19 protein-coding genes are annotated in these 21,391 nt (G+C 72.6%); 16 read left to right on the forward strand and 3 right to left on the reverse strand.

What is annotated here, in order from left to right; genetic code table 11:
- Positions 1-4: 4 nt before the first annotated feature.
- From QM782_RS09555 to QM782_RS09565, 3 genes are all read left to right on the forward strand, one after another.
- Positions 5-1,456 (forward strand): sensor histidine kinase, encoded by a 1,452-nt coding sequence (locus QM782_RS09555; RefSeq protein WP_415202684.1) that lies wholly within the window; start codon positions 5-7, stop codon positions 1,454-1,456.
- Entirely contained in the window at positions 1,453-2,088 is a 636-nt protein-coding gene (locus QM782_RS09560) for a response regulator transcription factor (RefSeq protein WP_415202685.1), read from the forward strand. Before QM782_RS09555 ends, QM782_RS09560 begins: the two co-directional genes overlap by 4 nt.
- Positions 2,089-2,175: 87 nt before the next feature.
- On the forward strand, positions 2,176-2,670 hold the full coding sequence (locus QM782_RS09565; protein ID WP_415202686.1) for a GlcG/HbpS family heme-binding protein: 495 nt from the start codon (positions 2,176-2,178) through the stop codon (positions 2,668-2,670).
- Positions 2,671-2,760: 90 nt separating this feature from the next.
- Here the strand turns inward: QM782_RS09565 and tyrS are convergent, their stop codons facing one another.
- A complete protein-coding gene (gene tyrS / locus QM782_RS09570; protein WP_415202687.1) occupies positions 2,761-4,011 on the reverse strand; it encodes a tyrosine--tRNA ligase in 1,251 nt (416 codons plus the stop codon).
- Between the two features lie 153 nt (positions 4,012-4,164).
- Here tyrS and QM782_RS09575 point away from each other — a divergent pair, with 153 nt between their 5' ends.
- The 13 genes from QM782_RS09575 (at position 4,165) to QM782_RS09635 (ending at position 20,078) form a co-directional block, all read left to right on the forward strand.
- Positions 4,165-5,511: a peptidoglycan DD-metalloendopeptidase family protein gene (locus QM782_RS09575; RefSeq protein WP_415202688.1), complete on the forward strand. Its 1,347-nt coding sequence runs from the start codon at positions 4,165-4,167 to the stop codon at positions 5,509-5,511.
- Positions 5,512-5,521: 10 nt separating this feature from the next.
- Positions 5,522-6,643: an anhydro-N-acetylmuramic acid kinase gene (locus tag QM782_RS09580; RefSeq protein WP_415202689.1), complete on the forward strand. Its 1,122-nt coding sequence runs from the start codon at positions 5,522-5,524 to the stop codon at positions 6,641-6,643.
- A gap of 90 nt (positions 6,644-6,733) precedes the next feature.
- On the forward strand, positions 6,734-6,946 hold the full coding sequence (locus tag QM782_RS09585; protein WP_415202690.1) for a hypothetical protein: 213 nt from the start codon (positions 6,734-6,736) through the stop codon (positions 6,944-6,946).
- A 197-nt stretch (positions 6,947-7,143) separates the two neighbouring features.
- On the forward strand, positions 7,144-7,890 hold the full coding sequence (locus QM782_RS09590) for a TetR/AcrR family transcriptional regulator (protein ID WP_415202691.1): 747 nt from the start codon (positions 7,144-7,146) through the stop codon (positions 7,888-7,890).
- A gap of 4 nt (positions 7,891-7,894) precedes the next feature.
- Complete coding sequence (locus QM782_RS09595) at positions 7,895-9,691, forward strand: acyl-CoA dehydrogenase C-terminal domain-containing protein (protein ID WP_415202692.1); 1,797 nt, start codon at positions 7,895-7,897, stop codon at positions 9,689-9,691.
- Complete coding sequence (locus QM782_RS09600; protein ID WP_415202693.1) at positions 9,688-10,122, forward strand: DUF2147 domain-containing protein; 435 nt, start codon at positions 9,688-9,690, stop codon at positions 10,120-10,122. Before QM782_RS09595 ends, QM782_RS09600 begins: the two co-directional genes overlap by 4 nt.
- Positions 10,123-10,135: 13 nt before the next feature.
- Positions 10,136-12,535 carry a 3-hydroxyacyl-CoA dehydrogenase NAD-binding domain-containing protein gene (locus QM782_RS09605; protein WP_415202694.1) on the forward strand — a complete coding sequence of 800 codons (2,400 nt, stop codon included), beginning with the start codon at positions 10,136-10,138 and terminating at the stop codon, positions 12,533-12,535.
- 15 nt (positions 12,536-12,550) lie between these two features.
- Positions 12,551-13,759 carry an acetyl-CoA C-acyltransferase gene (locus QM782_RS09610; protein WP_415202695.1) on the forward strand — a complete coding sequence of 403 codons (1,209 nt, stop codon included), beginning with the start codon at positions 12,551-12,553 and terminating at the stop codon, positions 13,757-13,759.
- 80 nt (positions 13,760-13,839) lie between these two features.
- Positions 13,840-15,054, forward strand: coding sequence for an FIST signal transduction protein (locus QM782_RS09615; protein ID WP_415202696.1), 1,215 nt, complete (start codon positions 13,840-13,842; stop codon positions 15,052-15,054).
- Positions 15,054-17,411, forward strand: a complete 2,358-nt coding sequence (locus tag QM782_RS09620) for a putative bifunctional diguanylate cyclase/phosphodiesterase (protein ID WP_415202697.1) — start codon at positions 15,054-15,056, stop codon at positions 17,409-17,411. Before QM782_RS09615 ends, QM782_RS09620 begins: the two co-directional genes overlap by 1 nt.
- Positions 17,408-18,226, forward strand: a complete 819-nt coding sequence (locus QM782_RS09625; protein ID WP_415202698.1) for an acyl-CoA thioesterase — start codon at positions 17,408-17,410, stop codon at positions 18,224-18,226. Before QM782_RS09620 ends, QM782_RS09625 begins: the two co-directional genes overlap by 4 nt.
- Positions 18,227-18,229: 3 nt before the next feature.
- Positions 18,230-18,994 (forward strand): enoyl-CoA hydratase, encoded by a 765-nt coding sequence (locus tag QM782_RS09630; protein WP_415202699.1) that lies wholly within the window; start codon positions 18,230-18,232, stop codon positions 18,992-18,994.
- 40 nt (positions 18,995-19,034) lie between these two features.
- On the forward strand, positions 19,035-20,078 hold the full coding sequence (locus QM782_RS09635) for an NUDIX domain-containing protein (protein ID WP_415202700.1): 1,044 nt from the start codon (positions 19,035-19,037) through the stop codon (positions 20,076-20,078).
- Between the two features lie 67 nt (positions 20,079-20,145).
- Here the strand turns inward: QM782_RS09635 and QM782_RS09640 are convergent, their stop codons facing one another.
- Entirely contained in the window at positions 20,146-20,865 is a 720-nt protein-coding gene (locus QM782_RS09640; protein ID WP_415202701.1) for a glutamine amidotransferase, read from the reverse strand.
- A gap of 117 nt (positions 20,866-20,982) precedes the next feature.
- Positions 20,983-21,288, reverse strand: coding sequence for an acylphosphatase (locus QM782_RS09645; RefSeq protein ID WP_415202702.1), 306 nt, complete (start codon positions 21,286-21,288; stop codon positions 20,983-20,985).
- Positions 21,289-21,391: the final 103 nt, after the last annotated feature.

Raw genomic sequence — 21,391 nt, forward strand, 5'->3', positions numbered from 1 at the left:
CGGCATGCGCTCGCTGCCGCGTTCCTGGGGATGGTGGCTGGCCTGGGCTCTGCTGAGCCTGGCCGGCGGCTTGGTGCTCGCGCAGCAGGCGCTGCAGCGCGAGCAGGCCGCGTTCGAGACCGACGCGCGCATCGCGCACCGGCTGCTGAGCCAGCGCGTGGTCGCCCACGACGCGGTGCTGGCCATGCTGGCGCTGCTGCAGCCCGGCGATGCGGCGCTCGCACGGCTGCCCTCGGTGTATTCGCAGATCCTTTCGATCCGCCGCAGCGACGCCGAGGCGCCCTGGCCCGGGGCCGCGTTGCGCGAGGCCGAGGCGCGTTCGCGCACGACACGCCAGCCCGCGCTGGCGGACCTCGACGTGGCCCGGGGCCGCTATCGGCTCGTGCAGGCGGCCCAGCCGGCCTCCTATGCCTTGCAGATCGACGTGGCCAGCATGGTGCCCTGGGACGAATGGCCGATGGCGCGCGAACGCAGCCCGGTGGCCGTGGCCCTGGTGCTGGGCGAGCAGCGCCTGCCCGTGCAGGCGGGGCGCGCCGTCGCGCACGGCTGGTCCTATGCCTTCCGCAAGACGCTGGCCGCGCCCAGCCAGCCCTTCGCGCTGGTGGCCACGCGCACCGTGGGCTGGTCCGAGCTGCCCTGGGGCCGCATGCTGGCGCTGTCGGCCGCCGTGGCCGCTGCGCTGGCCACGGCGCGCTGGCTGCGCCGGCAGGCGGACGCGCGGCGCCGCGCCGAGGCGCTGCTGCGCCTGGGCCAGGTCGGCCGCCTCAACGCGCTCGGTGAACTCGCGGCCGGCATGGCGCACGAACTGAACCAGCCGCTCACGGCCCTGCTGGCCAGTACCCAGGCCGCGCGCCGGCTCGTGGCCGAGGACCCGCCCGAGATCGCCACCGCGCGCGCCGCCATGGACCAGGCCGTGGCCCAGGCGCGCCGCGCGTCCGAGGTCGTGGGCCGGCTGCGGCGCGCGGTCGAGCGGCCCGGGCCCGGGGCGGCCTTGCAGGCGGTGGACCTGCCGGCCGCGGTGCGCAAGGCGCTGGACCTGCTGGAGCCCGAATTGCAACGCCGTGCCGTGGTGCTGCAGCTGGACGGCGCCACCGATGTGCAGGTGCGCGCCGATCCGGTCGCGCTGGAGCAGATCGTGCACAACCTGCTGCTCAACGCCTTGCAGGCGCTGGAGCAGGTGCCGCTTGAGGAGCGCCGGCTCGCGCTGACGCTCGCGCGCGAGCAGGCCGAGGGCGTGCTGGCCGTGCAGGACAGCGGGCCGGGCCTGGCGCCCGAGGTGCTGCCCCATGTGTTCGAGCCCTTCTTCAGTACGCGCGCGGGCGGGCTGGGCCTGGGGCTGAGCCTGTGCGAGAGCCTGGCCCAGGGCATGGGCGGCAGCCTCAGCGCAGCCAACGCGACGCTGCGCGGCGGCATGTTCCGGCTGCGCCTGCCGCTGGCCGAAGGCGCCGCGGCATGACGGCGCCCGGCCCCAGCACGCCGCTGGTCCACCTGATCGACGACGACGCGGCCGTGCGCGCGGCCTTGTCGCTGCTGATCGGCACCATCGGCCTGCGCGTGCAGGCCTGGGCCGCGCCCGAGGACTTCCTCGCGCGCTTCGAGCGCGCGGCCATCGGCGCCATCGTGCTGGACATGCGCATGCCCGGCACCAGCGGCCTGGCGGTGCTGCAGCGCCTGGCGGCCGAGGGCGTGGACCAGCCGGTGATCATGCTGACCGGCCACGGCACGGTGGAGCTGTGCCGGCGCGCGTTCAAGTCCGGCGCGGCCGAGTTCCTGGAAAAACCGGTCGACGAGGACCTGCTGATCGAGGCCTTGCAGAACGCCGTGCGCCAGCACGTGCGCTCGCGCGAGCGCCTGCAGGCCGACCGCGCGGCGCGCGAACGCTATGCCCAGCTCTCGCCGCGCGAGCGCGAGGTGCTGGGCCTGATCGTCGAGGGCCTCACGAACAAGGAGATCGGCCGCGCGCTGGCGCTGTCGCCGCGCACGGTGGAGACGCACCGCGCCCATCTGTTCGACAAGCTGCAAGCCGAGTCGCTGGCCCAGCTGATCCGGCGCTATGCGGCGCTGGCCGACGGCGAGGCCGCTCCGTAGTTCTACGCAGGTGCGGGCGTAGCCGCCCGCATGGCGGCGCGGCGGCGCCATTCCTACAGTGGCGGCTCTTTCCCTGGAGATCTTCCCATGCACGCCACAAGAACACTTCTCGCCGCCAGCCTGCTGGTCTTCGCCGCCCAGGGCGCCTCCGCCCAGGCCGTGCGCACCGAACGCAGCATCTCGCTGGAGCTGGCCAACCAGGTCGCCGCCGGCGCCGTGGCCGCCTGCGCCGCCAACGGCTACGCCGTCGCCGCCACCGTGGTCGACCAGGCTGGCGTGGTGCGCGCCGTGCAGCGCGCCGACGGCGCCGGCCCGCACACGCTGGCCTCCAGCGAACGCAAGGCCTGGACCTCGGCCTCGGCCAGGAACGCGACCCAGGCCATGATGGAAGGCGCGCAGAAGAACCCCGGTGCTGCCAACCTGGTCCATCTGCCGGGCTTCCTGCTGCTGGGCGGCGGCGTGCCGATCAAGGTCGGCAGCGAGACCATCGGCGCGGTCGGCGTCGGCGGTGCGCCGGGCGGGCACCTGGACGAGCAATGCGCCGTCGCGGCCATCGCCAAGGTGCAGGACCTGCTGAAGTGAAGGCCTGGCCGGCGGCCAGGACACGCTGCGCCCGCTTCCGGCGCTGGCCCGGGCGCAGCCATGTCGGAGCGCGCGGGCGCGCGGCGCGGTTCAGCCCAGCGTGACGCGCGCAAACTTGCGCTTGCCGACCTGCAGCACGTAGGTGCCGGCGCCGAGCTTCAGGCCCTTGTCGCTGACCACGCCGGAGTCCACGCGCACGCCGCCGCCGTCGATCAGGCGGTTGCCCTCGCCGCTGGAGGCGGCCAGGCCGGCGGCCTTCAGCAGCGCGGCGATGCCCATCGGTGCGCCGCCCTCGCCCAGCGGCAGCTGCAGCTCGGGGATCTCGTCCGGCACGCCGCCGCGGCTGCGGTTCACGAAGTCCTGCTCGGCCGCCTCGGCCGCCTGCGCGCTGTGGAAGCGCGCGGTGATCTCCTTGGCGAGCAGCACCTTGGCGTCCTTGGGGTTGCGGCCGGCGTCCACCTCGGCCTTCAGCGCGGCGATCTCGGCCTCGCTCCTGAACGACAGCAGCACGTACCAGCGCCACATCAGCGCGTCGCTGATCGACAGCACCTTGGCGAACATGGTGTTGGCCGGCTCGGTGATGCCGATGTAGTTGTTCTTGCTCTTGGACATCTTGTCCACGCCGTCCAGCCCTTCGAGCAGCGGCATGGTCAGGATGCACTGCGGCTCCTGGCCGTATTCGGCCTGCAGGTGGCGGCCCATCAGCAGGTTGAACTTCTGGTCGGTGCCGCCCAGCTCCAGGTCGGCCTTCAGGGCCACCGAGTCGTAGCCCTGCATCAGCGGGTACAGGAACTCGTGCACGCTGATCGGCGTGCCGGCGGTGAAGCGGGCGTGGAAGTCGTTGCGCTCCATCATGCGCGCCACGGTGTACTTGGCGGCCAGCTGGATCAGCCCGCGCGTGCCCAGCGCGTCGCTCCACTCGCTGTTGTAGCGGATCTCGGTGCGGGCCGGGTCCAGCACCAGGCTGGCCTGCTGGTAGTAGGTACGGGCGTTCGCCTCGATCTGCTCGCGCGTCAGGGGCGGGCGCGTGCTGTTGCGGCCCGAAGGATCGCCGATGGTGGTCGTGAAGTCGCCGATCAGGAAGATCACCTGGTGGCCCAGGTCCTGCAGCTGGCGCATCTTGTTCAGCACCACGGTGTGGCCGATGTGGATGTCCGGCGCGGTCGGGTCCAGGCCCAGCTTGATGCGCAGCGGCTGGCCGCTGGCCTCGGATTTCTGCAGCTTGCGGATCCAGTCGTCCTGGGGGATCAGTTCGTCGCAGCCGCGCAGCGTGACGGCCAGCGCCTGCCGTACACCGTCAGTCAAGGAAGACACTGCAGCGGTGTCCACGTTCTGGTCCATGAGGGTTTTCCATTTGTTGCGCGGAGAGCACGTCGTTATAATTTAACGGTTTTGTTGCGATTTTAGGTTCCGCTGCAGGACGAGATCCCGCTTCCATGCAATCCGTGCTTGCGGATTCGCCGTCTTCCATTTCCGTCGATCAGGGGACAAGGTTTGAACAACGGTCTGGCTACCGTTTCCGTTGCATTGTTGGCGGCGCTCAGGCGCCATCCCCGTCGCCTGTCCGCCGTGCTGGCGGCCGTCCTGCTGTGTGGCGGCGGCGGCGCGTTCGCCGTGGCCTCGCTCGGGCCGGACGTGGCCGACATGCCGGTGCGCGAGCTGACGCAGACCGTCCTGCCCCAGGCGCCGCTGGCCGCCCAGGCCGAGGCGCTCGACGTCTTCCGCTTCAACCTGTACCGCAGCGAGACCACGCGCTCCAGCGACACCGTGCGCTCGCTGCTGGACCGGCTCGGCATCGCCGACCCGGCCGCCGTGGCCTACCTCGGCCGCGACGCGCGTGCGCGCCAGGCGCTGCTGGGCAAGGCCGGCCGGCTGGTCACGGCCGAGGCCGGCGACGACCAGAGCCTGCATCGCTTGAGCATGCGCTGGATCGCCAGCGCCGACGCCACGCAGTTCCAGCGCCTGGTGGTCGAGCGCGGCGACAAGGGCTTCAGCGCGCGCATCGAGCAGGCGCCGCTGGTGGCCGGCAGCCAGCTGGCCAGCGGCGTGATCCGCACCACGCTGTTCGCCGCCACCGACGATGCCGGCCTGCCCGACACCGTGGCCTCGCAGCTCGCCGAGATGTTCTCCGGCGACATCGACTTCCATACCAGGCTGCGCCGGGGCGACCGCTTCTCGGTCGTCTACGAGACGCTGGAAGCCGACGGCGAGGTGCTGCGCGCCGGCCGCGTGCTGAGCGCCGAGTTCGAGAGCGGCGGCAAGGTCCACCAGGCCATGTGGTTCCAGGAGCCGGGCAAGAAGGGCGGCTACTTCGCGCTGGACGGGCACAGCCTGCGGCAGGCGTTCCTGAGCTCGCCGATGGAGTTCTCGCGCGTGACCAGCGGGTTCGCGAGCCGTTTCCATCCGGTGCTGAAGCAATGGCGCCAGCATCTGGGCGTGGACTACGCGGCGCCGATCGGCACGCCGGTGCGCACGGTCGGCGACGGCGTGGTCGAGTTCGCCGGCGCGCAGAACGGCTTCGGCAACGTGGTCTACGTGAAGCACCGCGACGACATGGTCACGGTCTACGCCCACCTGTCGCAGATCTCCGTGAAGCAGGGCGAGCCGGTGGAGCAGGGCGAGCGCATCGGCGCCGTCGGCATGACGGGCTGGGCGACCGGCCCGCACCTGCACTTCGAATTCCGCGTGAACGGCGAGCACCAGGATCCGGCGACGATCGCCGGGCAGTCCGGGGCCGGCGCCGTGTCGGAAGCCGCCCGGGCCGCGTTCGAGCGCCAGGCCGCCGTGATGCGGCAGCAGCTGGCCTTCGCCAGCGGCATCCAGCAGGCCAGCGCCCAGTAGGGCCGCCCCGGTGGCCGAGCGGTTGATCGGCCTGATGTCGGGCACGTCGCTCGACGGCGTGGACGGCGTGCTGGCCCTCGTCGAGGGCGATGGCCGCCTCACCGTGCACCACCATGCGAGCCGGCCGTTCGAGCCGGCCCTCCGCGCCGAACTGCTGGCGCTCAACACGCCCGGACCCGACGAACTGCACCGTGCCGCGCTGGCGGCCAACGGCGTGGCGCGCGCCTACGCGCAGGTCGTGCACCAGCTGCTGCAGGATGCCGGGCTGGGGCCCGGCGCGGTGGCCGCGCTCGGCGCCCACGGGCAGACCGTGCGGCACCAGCCGCTGGCGGTGGACGGCGTCGGCTACACCGTGCAGCTGCTGAATGCCCCGCTGCTGGCCGAACTGGCCGGCATTCCCGTCGTCGCCGACCTGCGCAGCCGCGACCTGGCGGCCGGTGGCCAGGGGGCGCCGCTGGTGCCGCCGTTCCACCGGGCCCAGTTCGGCCAGCCGGACGCCACGCTGGCGGTGCTGAACCTGGGCGGCATCTCCAATCTCAGCGTGCTGCCGCCGGACGGCAGCCCGGCGGCCGTGCTCGGCTTCGACTGCGGGCCCGGCAATGCGCTGCTGGACCTGTGGTGCCAGCGCCACCGCGGCCAGCCCTATGACGCCGACGGCGCTTGGGCGGCCGGCGGCCGGGTGCAGGCGCCGCTGCTGGCGGCGCTGCGGGCCGAGCCGTACTTCGTGCTGCCGCCGCCCAAGAGCACCGGCCGCGACCTGTTCCATGCCGGCTGGCTGGACCGGCACCTGGCCGGCTTTCCCGGCCTGGCGCCGGCCGACGTGCAGGCCACGCTGGCCGCGCTGACGGCCGGCGTGTGCGTGGACGACGTGCGCCGGCATGCGCCTGGCGCGGCGCGGCTGGTGGTCTGCGGCGGCGGCGCGCTGAACGGCGACCTGATGCGCCGGCTGCAGGCCGGCCTGCCGGCGCTGCGCGTGGAGTCGTCCGCGGCGCTGGGCCTGCCGCCGCAGCAGGTCGAGGCCGCCGCGTTCGCCTGGCTGGCATGGCGGCGCCTGCAGGGCCTGCCCGGCAGCCTGGCCAGCGTGACGGGCGCGCGCGGCGAGCGCGTGCTGGGCGCCCTCCATGCCGCCTGAACCGTCCCTGAAGCCCGCAGCGCTGATAAGGCCTTTCCGGGCTGGGGCCTCCGCGCCGTGGACGCGGCGGTGCGGCCGCGTGGTGCGATCATGAAACGGTTGCCGGTGTGCGACACCGGTGGTCGCGATGGGAGTCGTACGTCGATGTGGTTGCTGGTGTTGGTGCTGGGACTGGGCGGTCTCGGGACGGCCGTCGGGGTGGGGTATGTGCAATGGCGCAAGGCCAGGCGGCGCGAACGGGCGCGGCTGTGGCGCGTGCATGACGAATGGCAGCGCAGCCGCCGCCAGGGCCCGCTGGCCTGACCGGCCCCGTACCGCCGGCCATCCGGCAGTGCTCCTTCCTTTCTGATCGCTGATCGCGTCCGCACGGGACGCGGCGGTCTGGCAGCGGCCGGTTCGATCCTCCGGATCGGCCGCCATGGTGAAAAAAGCTTCGTGCCCTCTTGCGCGCGGCTTTTTTTACTGGAAAATAGTACGATCGTTCGTTCTATTGAGCTGCCATGCCCCGCCCGCCCAAGCGTTCCGCCGCCGATCCCGGACCCGTTGTCCGGCGGGCCGGCGGGACGCTGCCCAAAGGCCGCCAGACCAAGGCCGCCATCGTCGACGCGGCGCTGGGGCTGGCCTCGCAGATCGGCCTGGAGGGCTTGTCCATCGGTGCCGTCGCCGAGCTGACCGGGATGAGCAAGTCCGGCGTGTTCGCGCATTTTGGCTCGCGCGAGGAATTGCAGATCGCCGTCGTGCGCGAGTACGGCCACCGCTTCGAGGACGAGGTGTTCCATCCCGCGCTGCAGGTGCCGCGCGGCCTGCAGCGGCTGCGCGCGTTGTTCGCCAACTGGATGAAGCGCGTGGCCGTGGAGCTGCAGTCCGGCTGCATCTTCATCAGCGGCGCGGCCGAGTTCGACGACCGGCCGGGCCCGGTGCGCGATGCGCTGGTCGGCTCGGTCAAGGCCTGGCTGGCCGCCCTGGACCGCGCCGTCGCGCTGGCCCAGGAGACCGGCGAACTGCGCCCGGACGCCGACGCGCGGCAGATGGCCTTCGAGATCCATGGCCTGATCCTGGCGCTGCACTACGAGGAGCGCTTCCTGCACCGCCCCGGCTCCCTCCACCGTGCCGAGGCCGGCTTCGAGCACATCCTGGCGCGCTACCGCGCCACCACCATCGCCGCGCCCGCGGCCCCTTCGCCCCCCGCCGCGCGCCCGCGCGCGCAGGCTTCCCACCGCCACCACCCGTCCCGACCCAAGGAGTAAGCCCATGCCAACCTACACGCCGCCCCTGCGCGACATGCAGTTCGTGCTGCACGAAGTGCTGCGCGTCACCGACGAGTTCGCCGCCATCCCGGCCTACGCCGAGGTCGATGCCGACACCGTGAACGCCGTGCTCGAGGAGGGCGGTAAGTTCGCCGCCGAGGTGCTGCAGCCGCTGAACCAGGTCGGCGACCGCCAGGGCTGCACGCTAGACCCGGCCACGCACGAGGTCAAGACGCCCGACGGCTTCAAGGAGGCCTACGCCAAGTACGTCGAAGGCGGCTGGCCCGCGCTGTCGATCGACACGGACTTCGGCGGCCAGGGCCTGCCCGCGGTGCTGACCCAGTGCATGTACGAGATGATGAACGCGGCCAACCAGGCCTGGACCATGTACCCGGGCCTGTCGCACGGCGCGCACGCGGCGCTGCACGTGCACGGCACGGACGCGCAGAAGCGCATGTACCTGCCCAAGCTGACCAGCGGCGAATGGACCGGCACCATGTGCCTGACCGAGCCGCACTGCGGCACCGACCTGGGCATGCTGCGCACCCGGGCCGAGCCGCAGCCCGACGGCAGCTACGCGCTGACCGGCACCAAGATCTTCATCTCGGCCGGCGAGCACGACATGGCCGAGAACATCGTGCACCTGGTGCTGGCCCGCCTGCCCGGCGCGCCGGCCGGCAGCAAGGGCATCAGCCTGTTCGCCGTGCCCAAGTTCCTGGTCGGCGCCGACGGCACGCTCGGCCCGCGCAACGGCATCTTCTGCGCCGGCCTGGAGCACAAGATGGGGATCCACGGCAACGCCACCTGCCAGATGGTGCTGGAAGGCGCCGTCGGCACGCTGGTCGGCGAGCCGAACAAGGGCCTGGCGGCGATGTTCGTGATGATGAACTCGGCCCGCCTGGGCGTGGGCAACCAGTCGCTGGGGCTGACCGAGGTGGCCTACCAGAACGCGCTGGCCTACGCCAAGGACCGGCTGCAGATGCGCTCGCTCTCCGGCGTCAAGGCCAAGGACAAGCCGGCCGACCCCATCATCGTGCACCCCGACGTGCGCAGGATGCTGCTGACGGCCAAGGCCTACGCGGAGGGCGGCCGCGCCATGGCGCTGTACTGCAGCCTGCTGCTGGCCAAGGAGGCGCACCACCCCGATGCCGCGGTACGCAAGGAGTCCGGCGAACTCGTCGCGCTGCTGACGCCCATCGTCAAGGCCTTCCTCACCGACAACGGCTACGCCGCGACCACGCTGTGCCAGCAGGTGTTCGGCGGCCACGGCTACATCCAGGAGTCGGGCATGGAGCAGTACGTGCGCGACGCCCGCATCAACATGATCTACGAGGGCACGAACACCGTGCAGGCGCTGGACCTGCTGGGCCGCAAGGTGCTGTCGAACAACGGCGCCTCGCTGAAGAAGTTCGGCCGGCTCGTCGCCGCGCTGGTCGAGGAAGAAGGCGTGAACGAGAAGATGGCCGAGTTCATCAACCCGCTGGCGGTGCTGGGCGAGCAGATCACCAAGTTCACGATGGAGATCGGCTTCAAGGGCCTGCAGAACCCCGACGAGGTCGGCGCCGCGGCCGTGGACTACCTGCGCGTGGCCGGCCACCTGGTGTTCGGCTACTGCTTCGCGCGCATGGCCCAGGCCTCGCTGCGCGCGATCGCGGCCGGCAGCGCCGACCCGTTCTACACCGCCAAGCTGCAGACCGCGCGCTTCTACTTTGCCCGGCTGTTCCCCGAGACCGCCAGCCTGATGCGCACGGCCCGTGCCGGCAGCCGCACGCTGATGGACACCGAGGCGGCGCTGGCATGAAGCCGCTCGCGATCGCGCTGCTGGCCGGCGCCGCGGCCGCCGCCGCGCAGGCGCAGATGACGCCCGTGGGCCGCTGGCAGAGCGTGGACGACAAGACCGGCGAGCCCAAGGCGCAGATGCAGATCCTCGAGCAGGACGGCCAGCTCAGCGGCCGCATCGAGCGGCTGCTGCGCCCCGGCGCCGACCCGCAGGCGCGCTGCACCGCCTGCACCGACGAGCGCAAGGACCAGCCGCTGGTCGGCCTGGAGATCATCCGCGGCGCGCACAAGGCCGAAGGCCGGGACGTCTGGGAAGGCGGCAAGATCCTCGACCCGGAGTCCGGCAAGGTCTACACGCTGCGGCTCACGCCCGTGGAGGGCGGCAGCAAGCTCGAAGTACGCGGCTCGGTGGGGCCGTTCTGGCGCACGCAGACCTGGCTGCGCCAGCCCTGACAAGGAATCGAACATGTCGAAATTCACAATCCGCAAGGTCGCCGTGCTCGGCGCCGGCGTCATGGGCGCGCAGATCGCGGCGCACCTGGTCAACGTGCGCGTGCCCGTCGTGCTGTTCGACCTTCCCGCCAAGGAAGGCCCGAAGAGCGGCATCGCGCTGCGCGCGATCGAGGGCCTCAAGAAGATGAAGCCCGCCGCGCTGGCCGTGGCCGACGACGCCGCGCTGATCCAGCCCGCCAACTACGACGAGCACCTCGGCCTGCTGGCCGGCTGCGACCTCGTGATCGAGGCCATCGCCGAGCGCATGGACTGGAAGCTGGACCTGTACACGAAGATCGCGCCGCACCTGGCGCCGCAAGGCATCGTGGCGTCCAACACCTCGGGCCTGTCGATCGCCAAGATGGGCCAGGCGCTGCCGGCTGCCGTGGCGCCGCGCTTTTGCGGCATCCACTTCTTCAACCCGCCGCGCTACATGCAGCTGGTGGAACTGATCGCCACGCCGGCGACGCAGCCGCAGGTGCTGGACGACCTGGAGACCTTCGTCACCACGGCGCTGGGCAAGGGCGTGGTGCGCGCCAAGGACACGCCGAACTTCATCGCCAACCGCATCGGCATCGCCGGCATGCTGGCCACGATGCACGAGGTCGAGCGCCATGGCCTGACCTACGACGTGGTCGACGACCTGACCGGCAAGAAGCTGGGCCGCGCCTCCTCGGGCACCTTCCGCACGGCCGACGTCGTGGGCCTGGACACCATGGCGCACGTGATCAAGACGCTGCAGGACACGCTCAGCGCCGAGACCGATCCGTTCTACGCCAGCTTCGGCACGCCGCCGGTGCTGAAGGCGCTGCTGGAGCTCGGCCACCTGGGCCAGAAGACCAAGGCCGGCTTCTACAAGAAGGTCGGCCGCGACGTGCTGCGCTTCGACCTCGCCAGCCGCGACTACGTGCCCGCCGGCCGCAAGGCCGACGCCGTCTACGAGCGCATGCTGAAGAAGCCCGCCGCGCAGCGCCTGAAGCTGCTGCGCGAGGCCGAGGGCGCCGAGGGCCGCTTCCTCTGGGCCGTGCTGCGCAACAGCTTCCACTACGCGGCCGTGCACCTGGCCGCGATCGCCGACACCGCGCGCGACGTGGACCTGGCCATGCGCTGGGGCTTCGGCATGCGCCAGGGGCCGTTCGAGCTGTGGCAGGAGGCGGGCTGGTTGCAGGTCGCCCGCTGGGTGCAGGAGGACATCGACGCCGGCAAGGCCTTGTCCAGCGCGCCGCTGCCCGCGTGGGTGTTCAAGGGCCCCGTCGCCGAGGCCGGCGGCGTGCACACGCCCGAGGGTTCCTTCAACCCGGCGAGCGGCCGCTTCGAGCCGCCGCGCCGCCTGCCCGTGCACGCGCGCCAGCTGTTCCCCGAGAGCGTGCTGGGCAGCGGCGCGCAGCCGTTCTCTACGGCCGGCACCACGCTGCACGAGGACGCCTCGATCCGCCTGTGGACGCTGGACGGCGAGGTGCTGATCGCCAGCCTGAAGACCAAGATGCACGCCATCAGCCCCGAGGTCGCCGAAGGCCTGATGCGCGCCGTCGAGCTGGCCGAGCAGGACTTCCAGGGCCTGGTCATCTGGTCCGGCGACGAGCCGTTCTCGGCCGGCGCCGACCTGCAGGCCATGCTGCCGGCCTTCATGGCCGTGGGCGTGGCCGCGATCGAGGATGCCGAGGGCTTCCTACAGCAGACCATGCTGCGGCTGCGCTATGCCGCGGTGCCGGTGGTCTCGGCGATCCGCGGCCTGGCGCTGGGCGGGGGCTGCGAGCTGGCGGTCCACAGCGCGCGCCGCGTGGCCGCGATGGAGAGCTACATCGGCCTCGTGGAGGTCGGCGTGGGCCTGGTGCCCGGCGCCGGCGGGCTCACCTACATCGCGCGCCGCGCCGCCGAGAACGCGGCCGCCTCGACCGACAAGGACCTGCTGAAGTTCCTGAGCGAAGGCTTCGCCGCTGCCGCGATGGCCAAGGTCGGCACCAGCGCGCTGGAGAGCCGCAAGCTCGGCTACCTGCTCGACGCCGACATCGTCGTGCCGCACAAGGACGAGCTGCTGTACGTGGCGCTGGCGCAGGCGAAGGCCATGGCCGATGCCGGCTGGCGGCCGCCGATGCGGCGGCAGTTCCCGGTCGCCGGCCGCAGCGCCAGGGCGACGATCCTGGGCCAGCTCGTCAACATGCGCGACGGCGGCTTCATCAGCCGGCACGACTTCCACATCGCTAGCCTGATCGCCGGCGTTGTCACCGGCGGCGACGTGGACGCCGGCACGCTGGTCGACGAGGAGTACCTGATGGCGCTGGAGCGCCAGGCGTTCTGCGCGCTGATCGTGCATCCCAAGACGCAGGAGCGGATCCTGGGGCTGCTGAACACCGGCAAGCCGCTGCGCAACTGACCCCCGGAGAAGAACATGAGCAAGCAAGTTCAAGACGCCTACATCGTCGCGGCCACGCGCACGCCGATCGGCCGTTCCCACCGCGGCGCGCTGCGCAACCTGCGGCCCGACGACATGCTGGCCGCCGTGCTGCGCGCGGCCATGGCCCAGGTGCCGGGGCTGGACCCCAAGGCCGTGGAAGACGTCGTCTGCGGCTGCGCCATCCCTGAGGCCCAGCAGGGCCTGAACGTCGCGCGCATCGGCGCGGTGCTGGCCGGGCTGCCGCACAGCGTGGGCGGCATCACGGTCAACCGCTTCTGCGCCTCGGGCCTGTCGGCCGTGCAGATGGCGGCCGACCGCATCCGCGTCGGCGAGGCCGACGTGATGATCGCCGCCGGCACCGAGAGCATGAGCATGGTGCCGATGATGGGCAACTCGCCCTCGCTGTCGCCCAGCATCTTCGCCGACACGGACAAGCTGGACGACTACGGGATCGCCTACGGCATGGGCCTGACGGCCGAGAAGGTCGCGCTGCAGTGGAAGGTCTCGCGCGAGGCGCAGGACGCGTTCGCGCTCGCCTCGCACCAGCGCGCGCTCGCGGCCCAGCAGGCCGGCGAGTTCGCGGACGAGATCACGCCGATCGAGGCGGTCGACCGCACCGCCGACCTGGCCGCCGGCCGGACCGTCGAGCAGCGCCGGACGCTGGCGCTGGACGAGGGCCCGCGCCCCGACACCAGCCTCGAAGGCCTGGCCCGGCTGCGGCCGGTGTTCGCCGCGCGCGGCTCGGTCACGGCCGGCAACAGCTCGCAGACCTCCGATGGCGCCGGCGCGCTGGTGCTGGTCAGCGAGCGCGCGCTCAAGCGGTTCGGCCTCGTGCCGCTGGCGCGCTTCGCCGGCTATGCCAGCCGCGGCGTGCCGCCGCACATCATGGGCATCGGCCCGGTCGAGGCGATCCCGGCCGCGCTCGCCAACGCTGGCCTGCAGCTGGCCGACATCGACTGGTTCGAGCTGAACGAGGCCTTTGCCGCGCAGTCGCTGGCGGTGATCGGCACGCTGGGCCTGGACCCGGCCAAGGTCAACCCGATGGGCGGCGCGATCGCGCTGGGCCACCCGCTGGGCGCGACCGGTGCGATCCGCTCGGCCACCGTGGTGCATGCCCTCCGGCGCCGGAAGCTGCGTTACGGGATGGTTACCATGTGCGTGGGCATGGGGCAGGGTGCGGCGGGTATTTTCGAGCGCGTATAGCCCGCCGCGTGCCGTGCGAGCGTCGTAAGGCGTGTTACCGTTCCGCTCTTCGCGCCGAGGGGCGCATTCGCAGGCACACCATGACGGCACTGACGAGCTACGTGGCCAGCGCGCCGAGCACGCAGGACGCGCTCGATGCGCTGATGGGGCAGGCGGCCGGCTGCCCGGACCCGCAGCTGGTCTTCGTGTTCTACGGCTGCGGCCATGACGATGCGCTGCTGCACCAACGGCTGCGCGAGCGCTTTGCCCAGGCCGGGCTGATCGGCGGCACGTCCAGCGGTGGCGTGCTGAGCCGGCAGGGCTTCGGCGGGTCCGAATCGATCGGGCTGCTGTGCCTGTCCGACCCCGACGGCGACTACGGCGTCGCCGCCGGCCCGCTCGGCGAGGATGCCGCCGAAGGCGCCGAGGCGCTGCTGCACGAGGCGCTGCGCGTGGCCGGTGCGCCCGGCGAACTGCCCGAATTGATCTGGATCTACCAGGCGCCCGGACGCGAGGAGCAGGTGCTGCGCGGGCTGCGCCGCGTGGTGGGCGACCGCTGCCCCGTCATCGGCGGCTCCTCGGCCGACGACGACATCAGCGGCCGCTGGCGCCAGCTCGGCCCGCAGGGGCCGCTGACCGATGGCCTGGTGGTGGCCGTGCTGCTGCCGTCCACGCCGGTCGGCTTCGCGTTCCAGGGCGGCTACGAGCCGGCCGGCCCCAGCGGCATCGTGACCGGCATCGGCCCGCTGCCGGCGGCCGCCGGCGCCGATGATGCCAGCGGCCGCGAGATCGTCTCGATCGACGACGAGCCCGCCGCCGCGGTCTACAACCGCTGGACCGCGGGCTGCATCGATGCGCACCTGGACGGCGGCACCGTGCTGGCCGAGACCACCATGCATCCGCTGGCCACCTTGGCCGGCCAGGCCGACGGCGTCTCGCAGTTCCTGCTGGTCCATCCGCTCGCGGTCACCGATCAGGGCGCGCTGCGCACGTTCTGCGACCTGCAGGCCGGCGAGCGCGTCTACGCCATGCGCGGCGACCGCCAGCGGCTGATCGAGCGCGCCGGCAAGGTCGTCGCGCAGGCGCGCGCGGCGCTGCCCGATCCGTCGGCGCCGCTGGCAGGCGTGCTGCTGGTGTACTGCAGCGGCTGCAAGACGGCGGTCGGCCCGCAGATCGGCGAGGTGGCGCAGGCCGTGGCGCGGAGCCTGGACGCCGTGCCGTTCCTGAGCTGCTTCACGTTCGGCGAGCAGGGCTACCTGATCGGGCGCAACGTGCACGGCAACCTGATGATCTCGGCCCTGGTCTTCGCCCGCTGATGCACATGCCCGAATCGCTGCAGCTGCAACCGCCCGCGCCGCTGGAAAGCACCGAGGAGCTGCGCGAGGCCCTGCTGTCGCTGCGCCGCCGGCACGACGCGCTGCAGCGCTCCAGCGCCCAGGCGCAGCAGCTGCTGGACGCGCTGGAATCGCTGCTGAGCCTGGGCGTGGATGACGACCCCTTCGCGCGCGTGTTCGCCTCGCTGCACCTGGTGTTCACCTTCTCGCAGGCCATGCTGCTGGCCGAGCCCGAGGACGCCGTGGCCGGCGGCGAGGCGCCGCAGCTGGCCTGCATCGTCGCCGAGCCGGCGGCGCTGCAGGGCGCCGTCTGGCCGGTCGCGGCGCTGTTCCGCAAGGTGCTGGCCGGGCGCGTGGCGACCACCTTCACCAGCGTCGACCTGCCGGAATGGCAGGGCGCGGCGGCGCGCGGGCTGTCGCCGGTGCAGTCGGCGCTGTACATGCCGCTGCGCGTGCGCGAGCGGCGCGGCATCCTGGTGCTGCTGCGGCCGGCGGGCGGCGAGCCGTTCGACCGCGGCCACGTGGCGCTGGCGCGGCGTTTCTCGGTGCTGGTCTCGCACGCGCTGGCGACCCGCTACGCCAGCCAGAGCGCGGCCGAGAGCCAGCGCCTGCGCGAGCTGACCGAGCAGCTGCGCCGCAGCGAGCAGGCGGCGCGCCGCAACGCGCAGCTGCTGGAGGAGACGGTCAACATGCTGCCCATGGGCGTGGCCGTGCAGGACGAGGAGGGCCGGCTGCTGATCGCCAACCACCTGGTGGCGCAGGCGCTGGGCGAGCCGATCGAGGCGCTGCGCAACCGGCCGTCGTTCGCGCTGCTGGGCGGATCGTCCGTCGACTGCGAACGCCGGCGCGCCGCCTTCACGCGGCACCTGGACAGCGGCGAGCAGCGTTCGCGCGAGCGCACGGTGGTGATCGGCGCCGTGCCGCACACGCTGCTGGTGACCGGCAAGCCGGTGCGCATCCTGGACGAGCGGCTGCTGCTGTCGGCGATGGTGGACATCACCGAGCGCAAGCTGTTCGAGCAGGAGCTGTCGCGCCGCGCCTTCCACGACGCGCTGACCGGCCTGCCGAACCGCACGCTGATGCAGCAGATCGTCGACACCGCGATGCGCTCGCACCAGCGCGGCGGCATGTTCGCGCTGGCCTTCATCGACCTGGACAACTTCAAGCAGGTCAACGACTACTACAGCCACGCCATCGGCGACGCGCTGCTGCGCGCCGTGGCCGAACGCATCACCGCCACGATCCGGCCGGCCGACACGCTGGCGCGCATCAGCGGCGACGAGTTCCTGTTGCTGATCAACCCGCTGGACGACGAGCAGTACCTGCCGGCGCTGATCAACCGCGTGCTCGACGTGCTGAAGCAGCCGTTCGAGATCGAAGGCCACCGGGTGCTGACCTCGGCCTCGGTCGGCGCCAGCATCTACCCGCTGCACGGCACCACCTACGAGGCGCTGCAGCGCTGCGCCGACAGCGCCATGTACCGCGCCAAGAGCGACCGCAAGGGCAGCGCCAGCTATTTCGACATGGCCATGGGCAACGCGCTGACGGCGCGCATGGCGCTGGAGCAGCGGCTGCGCGCGGCGATCCGCGAGCGGCGCCTGCGCGCGGCGTTCCAGCCCAAGCTGGAACTGGCCAGCGGCGCGGTGCGCGGCTTCGAGGCGCTGGTGCGCTGGGTCGAGCCCGACGGCACGGTGCGGCTGCCCGGCAGCTTCATCGAGCTGGCCAGCGAGCTCGGCCTGGTGGACGAGATCACCGGCTTCGTGCTGGACGACGTCCTCGGCCACCTGCCGGCGCTGGTGCAGCGCCACGGCGCGCACATCGGGGTCAGCCTGAACATCACCGCGCGCCAGGCCGGCGACGTACCCTTCATGGAAAGCGTGGCGCACCGGCTGCAGGCCAGCGGCCTGGCGCGCCACGTGGTGCTGGAGCTGACCGAGGAGGCGCTGGTCGCCACCCAGCGCTTCCAGCGCCACGTGCTGCCGCAGCTGCGCGCCATGGGCGTGCGTGTCTCGATCGACGACTTCGGCACCGGCTATTCCTCGCTGTCCATGCTCGCCGACATCACGGCCGACGAGGTCAAGGTGGACCGCGCCTTCGTCACCGCCATCCACGAGCGCCCGCGCAGCCAGGGCATCCTGAAGGCCATCGAGTCGCTGTGCAACGCGCTGCAGATCGACATGGTGGCCGAGGGCGTGGAGACCGAGGCCGAGCGGCAGTACCTGCTCGCGCACACCACGATCCGGCAGGCGCAGGGCTTCCTGTTCGCCGAGCCGCAGTTCATCGACCGGCTGGTCGAGCCCCTGCCGCCGGCACCCGCCGAGGAGGCGACCCCGACATGAGCACGCATCCGTTCGACCAGGCCGTCGCGCTGCGGCACGAGGGCGGCGACCACTACCGCGGCACGCCGCATCCGGCCTGGGCCAACATGGTTGGCCCGTTCGGCGGCATCACGGCCGCCAGCGCGCTGCAGGGCGTGCTGGCGCACCCGCAGCTGCTGGGCGCGCCGGTCGCGCTGACCGTCAACTACGCCGCGGCCCTGGCTCCCGGCGAGTACCGGCTGGCCGCCGTGCCGGTGCGCACCAACCGCTCGACCCAGCACTGGACGCTGGCCATGACGCAGCCCGGCGCCGACGGCCAGCCCGAGACCGTGCTGACCGGCACCGCCGTCACCGCCGTGCGCCGCGAGACCTGGGGCCTGAGCGACGAGGCCATGCCGCCCGCGCCGCGGCCGGGCGGGCTGGCGCGGCAGACGATCCTGGGCGTGGAGTGGCTCAACCGCTACGACATGCGCCCGGTGCACGGGCACCTGCCCGGCCGCTGGGACGGCGGCGGCGAGCACAGCCTGACGCAGATGTGGGTGCGCGACGTGCCGGAGCGCCCGCTGGACTTCCTGTCGCTGGCCGCCATCGCCGACGTGTTCTATCCGCGCGTGTGGCTGCGCCGCGCCACGCGCGTGCCGGCCGGCACCGTGTCCCTCACCACCTATTTCCATGCCGATGCCGCGCTGCTGGCGCGCTCGGGCACCGGCTACCTGTTCGGCCAGGCGCGCGGCCAGGCGTTCCGCAACGGCTTCTTCGACCAGGCCGCCCAGCTGTGGAACGAGGCCGGCGAGATGCTGGCCACCTCGCACCAGATCGTCTACTACAAGGAGTGACCCGTGAGCGACATCCTGATCCACATCGACGCGGGCGTGACCACCCTGACCTTCAACCGGCTCGACAAGAAGAATTCCATCACCGCCGCGATGTACGGCCAACTGGCCGACGCGCTGGCCGCGGCCGACGCCGACCCGGCGCAGCGCGTGGTCGTGCTGCAGGGCCACGAGACCATTTTCAGCGCCGGCAACGACATCGGCGACTTCCTGAACGCGCCGCCCTCGCGCGAGAACTCGCCGGTGTTCCGCTTCCTGCGCGGCATCGCCGGCCTGTCCAAGCCGCTGCTGGCGGCGGTCTGCGGCCCGGCCGTCGGCGTGGGCACGACCATGCTGTTCCATTGCGACCTGGTCTACGCCGGCGACAACGCGGCGTTCTCGATGCCGTTCGTGAACCTGGGCCTGGTGCCCGAGGCCGCCTCCAGCCTGCTGGTGCCGCAGGCCATGGGCTACCACCGCGCGGCCGAGGCGCTGCTGCTGGGCGAGCCCTTCATGGCCGAGGCCGCGCTGGAGGTCGGGCTGGTCAACCGCGTGGTGCCGCCGTCCGAGGCCAACGCGCTGGCGCAGGCCCAGGCGCGCAAGCTGGCGGCCAAGCCGCTGACCTCGCTGGTCGAGACCAAGCGCCTGCTGAAGCAGGGCCAGGCCGCGCAGGTGCTCGCGCGCATGGACGAGGAGGGTGCGCTGTTCCGCCGCATGCTCGGCGAGCCCGCCGCGCGCGAGGCCTTCGGCGCGTTCATGGAGCGGCGCAAGCCGGATTTCTCCAAGCTCTGACCCCGCGGTCCGAGCCGCCGTCCCGCCCCCTGGAGCCGCCATGCCCCATCGCCCCTGCGACCTGGTCGTCTGCATCGGCCGCTTCCAGCCCTTCCACCTGGGCCACCGGGCCGTGCTGCTGCAGGCGCTGGCGCAGGCGCGCCGCTGCCTGGTGCTGCTGGGCTCGGCCCACCAGCCGCGCACGCCGCGCCAGCCGTGGACCTGGCAGGAGCGCGCCGAGATGCTGCGCCTGGCGCTGCCGGAGGCCGAGCGCGAGCGCGTGGAGCTGCGGCCGCTGCGCGACCTGTACGACGAGCAGCGCTGGGCCGCCAGCGTGCGCCGCGCCGCGCACGAACTCGCGCCGGACGGCCGCGTGCTGCTGGCCGCGCACTTCAAGGACGCCAGCAGCGCCTGGCTGCGCGACTTTCCCGCATGGAAGCTGTGGACCGTGGACGGCTTCGGCCCCTACGACAGCCGCACCGTGCGCGATGCGCTGCTGGGCGCCGCGCCCGGGCAGGCGCAGGAGGCGCTGGCGCGCATGGCGCCGCTGCTGCATCCGAACACGCAGGAGTTCCTGCGCGGCTGGCTCGACGCCGGCCACCTGCCTGCGCTGGCCGAGGAGTGGCGTGCGCTCGCGCGCGGCCGCGCCGAATGGGCTGGCGCGCCGTACCCGCCGGTGTTCGTGACGGTGGACGCGGTGATCCGCTGCCAGGACCAGGTGCTGCTGATCCGGCGCGGCCAGGCGCCCGGCCGCGGCCTGCTGGCGGTGCCGGGTGGCTTCCTGGAGCCGCGCGACACGGTCTACCAGTCGGCCGTGCGCGAGCTGGAGGAAGAGACCGGCCTGGCCATGCTGGAGCCCGCGCTGCGCCGGTGCCTGAAATCCGTCGCCGTGTTCGACGCACCGGACCGCAGCCAGCGCGGCCGCACCATCACGCATGCGCACTATTTCGACCTGGGCGACCGCGCCCTGCCGGCGGTGCAGGCCGGCGACGACGCGCGCGACGTGGAATGGGTGCCGATCGCGCGCCTGCCGGAGCTGGAGGACCAGTTCCACGACGACCACTTCCAGATCCTGGACCATTTCCTGGGGTTGGTGGAGCCCTGAAGCCGGGCGGCTGCCGGCATGGCCGCGGCGCCATGCCGTCCCGGCCGTGGGGTGGCGCGAACGCGCGTCAGGCGCGGCGCTGCAGGTGGTGCGCGAAGCGGCGCAGCACGCTGGCGGCGGCCGGCGTGTCGGCCACCTGGCGGTGGATCGCGTCCGGGTCGCGGCCGTCGTCGAGCAGGTCCTGGCGCAGCCCGTCCACGTAGCCGCGCATGGCCTGGGCGCTGAACTCCGGATGGAACTGCACGCCCCAGGCCGCGCTGCCGGCGCGGAAGGCCTGCACCGGCTCGAACGCGTTGCCGGCCAGCAGCACCGCGCCCTCGGGCAGGGCGAGCACGGACTGCCGGTGCACGACGTGGGCCTCGAAGCGCGGCGGCAGCCCGCCCAGCAGCGGGTCGTCCGCGGCGGCGGGCCGCAGCTGCACCGGCACCGTGCCGATCTCGATGCCGCCGGGGTGGTAGCCGACCTCGCCGCCCAGGCAATGCGCCAGCAGCTGGTGGCCGTAGCAGATGCCCAGCACCGGCAGGCCGGCCTGCACCGCGCCGCGCAGCCAGGCCGCGGCGGCCTCGCTCCAGGGCTCACGGTCGGTCACCATGGCGTGCGAGCCGGTGATCACCACGCCGGCCAGCGTCTCGGCCGGCGGCAGCGGGTCGCGCCGCGCGTCGGCCACGCGCACGGCCAGCTCCGGCGCGTCCAGGCCGGCGCGGATCCAGTCCTCGAAATCACCGATGTGCGGCACGAGCGCGCGGAAGGTGGAGCCGGCCTTGAGGATCAGGACAGTCGATGGCATGGAATGCGGGGGTATGGTGAGCTGTGAGCTGTGAGCTGTGAGCTGTGAGCTGTGAGCTGTGAGCTGTGAGCTGTGAGCTGTGAGCGGAGGGCGATCGGCCGGTGTGCGGCCTGTGGTTCATGGCGCGTCGGCCCGCGTCTCGAAGCCGGCCGGCGGCGGCGCAGTGCCGGCCGGTAGCGGCGTGGACTGCACGGCGTCCACGCGCGCGGCCGGCGGGCCGCGGCGGCACCATGCCAGCAGGGCGTCGAGCGCCGCGGCCGGCCCGTGGACCTCGGCTTCCACGCTGCCGTCGGCGCGGTTGCGCACCCAGCCGCGCACGCCCAGCGCGCGGGCCTGTCCGGCCATGCTGGCGCGGTAGTACACGCCTTGCACCCGGCCGGTGATGCGCAGGTGCAGCGCGGCGGAGGGTTCGGTGGTGGACATGGGCCGCAGTATGCAACGCACCCGGGATCAGGGTAAATCCCAGGGGGGCGAGGCGTGGCCGCGCCGGCGTGGAACGTGCGATAACGGCTTCCCTTTCGCCTTC

The organism is Pseudorhodoferax sp. (assembly GCF_047601025.1).
In the GTDB taxonomy this organism is placed as follows: Bacteria; Pseudomonadota; Gammaproteobacteria; order Burkholderiales; family Burkholderiaceae_C; genus Pseudorhodoferax.